This is a genomic window from Amycolatopsis sp. NPDC051903 (assembly GCF_044452505.1).
Taxonomy (GTDB): Bacteria; Actinomycetota; Actinomycetes; order Mycobacteriales; family Pseudonocardiaceae; genus Amycolatopsis.
This window is the reverse complement of the sequence record NZ_JBITBT010000090.1, coordinates 1-2,267: the sequence shown is the minus strand read 5'-3', so window position 1 is coordinate 2,267 and position 2,267 is coordinate 1. Positions and strand designations below refer to the sequence as shown.

The following is a 2,267-nucleotide window of genomic DNA, read 5'->3' as shown; positions in this document are numbered from 1 at the left end:
CTCACCAAGACCGACGGCCACACCGCCAAGGTCTTCGGCTGGTACGACAACGAATGGGGCTACGCGTGCCGGACCGTCGAGCTCGTCGAGCTGGTCGGCCGTGAACTCGCCCGGAGCTGACCGCACCACCCGCCGCGGCTGATCCGAGCTGTCCCCCACCGAACAGAGGGTCGTGGCGGGCGCCGCGACGCTGTGCTGCGACCTCGCGCATCGGCCACAGGATCGGGGTTCGCGTCTCGAAATCCTTGTGGGTGGCGGTGCTCGCCGTCGACTTCGCCGGCGCGATCGCGTGCTTCCGGCGGCCGGTGGCGCCGCGGCTGCCAAGGGCCCGTCGGTAGAGGACCTTCGGCTCCAGAGTGGTTCGCCGCCTCGCCCCACACTCGGGGTGAACGATGACGGGAGGGACCATGTCCATCACACCCGAGCATGAAGAACGTTCCAGCACCACGGTTCCCGGGCGCCGCGAGCCGAGGGTGACCGCGCCACGCCACGCCCGCCGGGCTACGGGCGGCCCAGCTCTTGCCCTGCTGCGGATCGCCATGGGGCTCGTGTTTCTCTGGGCCTTCGCCGACAAGCTGTTCGGACTGGGCTACTCGACCACGACCGCGGGCGCGTGGATCCACGGCGGCTCTCCCACGCGAGGTTTCCTGGGCTCCGTGGCCGTGGGCCCGCTCGCCTCGACGTTCCACTCCTGGGCGGGCACCGGATGGGCCGACTGGCTGTTCATGGCCGGGTTGTTCTGCATCGGCCTCGCCCTGGTGGCCGGAGTGGCCCTCCGGCTCACCGCGGTCGCGGGCACGGTCATGCTCCTGCTCATGTGGGCCGCCGAATGGCCGCTCGCGCGTTTCACCAGCGTCGGCGAGGCGACGCACTCGACCCACCCGATCATCGACTACCACGTCATCTACGCACTCGTCCTCATCGCACTCGCCGCGACGCTCGCGGGCGACACCTGGGGTCTGGGCCGCCGCTGGGCCGCGGCGACCGGCGACCGGGCGTGGCTGCGCTGAACGTCCACAAGCGACCGAGGAGAAACCGTGAAAGCTCTCGTGTACGACGGACCGGGCCGGCGAGCCTGGACCGAGCACCCCGATCCGGAGGTCGCCGACGCCACCGACGCGGTGGTGCGGATCGACGCGGTCACGATCTGCGGTACCGACCTGCACATCCTCAAGGGTGACGTGCCGGAGGTGGAGCGCGGACGGGTCCTCGGCCACGAGGCCGTGGGCACCGTCCTGCGCACCGGTGGCTCCGTCAGCACGGTGCGGCCGGGCGATCGAGTGCTCGTTTCCTGCATCAGCGCTTGCGGCCGCTGCGAATACTGCCGGCGCGGGGCCTACGGCCAATGCCTCGGCGGAGGCGGCTGGATCCTCGGGCACCTCGTCGACGGGGTCCAGGCTGAGTTCGCGCGGATCCCGTTCGCCGACACCTCCACTTACCGGCTCCCCCCGTCGGTCGGCGACGAATCCGCGCTGATGCTGGCCGACATCCTGCCCACGTCCTACGAAGTGGGTGTCCGCAACGGGCAGGTCAGCCCCGGCGACGTCGTGGTCATCGTCGGAGCCGGTCCCATCGGCCTGGCCGCGATCACCACGTCCAGGCTCTACAGCCCGTCGGCGATCGTCGTCGTGGACAAGGAAACGACCCGGCTGGCCGCGGCGAAGGGTTTCGGCGCCGACGTCGTGGTCCAGCCGGAGGAAGCGGCCGAAGCCGTGCGCGAGGCGAGCGGCGGGCTCGGTGCCGACGTGGCCGTGGAGGCGGTCGGTGTGCCGGAGACGTTCGAACTGTGCACGGAGCTCGTCCGCGCCGGCGGGCACGTGGCGAACATCGGGGTGCACGGCAAGCCGGCCACCTTGCACCTCGAGCAGCTGTGGATCCGCGACGTCACCATCACGACCGGGCTCGTCGGCACCTGGAGCACCCCGACGCTGCTGCGCATGCTGGCCGCGGGTCGCCTCGACACGAGCCGGTTCGTCACCCACCGGTTCGGTCTATCCGAAATGGACGAAGCCTATGACGTCTTCGCGCACCCGCAGGACAGCGAGGCGTTGAAGGTAGCGCTGTTCCGCCAGTGACCCGCTGTTCCGCCAGTGACCCGCTGTTCCGCCAGTGACCCGCTGTTCCGCCAGTGACCGCTGTGTCGCCAGTGACCGCTGTGTCGCCAGTGACCGCTGTGTCGCCAGTGACCGCTGTGTCGCCGCGGGGGGGGCCCCCCCCCGGGGGGGGGGGGGGGCGGGGGGGGGGGGGGGGGCGGGGCGGGGGGGCGG

2 protein-coding genes are annotated in these 2,267 nt (G+C 71.4%); both read left to right on the top strand.

Features of this window, described 5'->3' with window-relative positions; genetic code table 11:
* Positions 1–407 precede the first annotated feature (407 nt).
* On the top strand, positions 408–1,010 hold the full coding sequence (locus ACIA77_RS52365) for a hypothetical protein (protein ID WP_395893738.1): 603 nt from the start codon (positions 408–410) through the stop codon (positions 1,008–1,010).
* Between the two features lie 27 nt (positions 1,011–1,037).
* The gene (locus tag ACIA77_RS52360; RefSeq protein WP_395893737.1) at positions 1,038–2,075 is read left to right on the top strand and encodes an alcohol dehydrogenase catalytic domain-containing protein; all 1,038 of its coding nucleotides are present in this window, start codon (positions 1,038–1,040) and stop codon (positions 2,073–2,075) included.
* Positions 2,076–2,267: the final 192 nt, after the last annotated feature.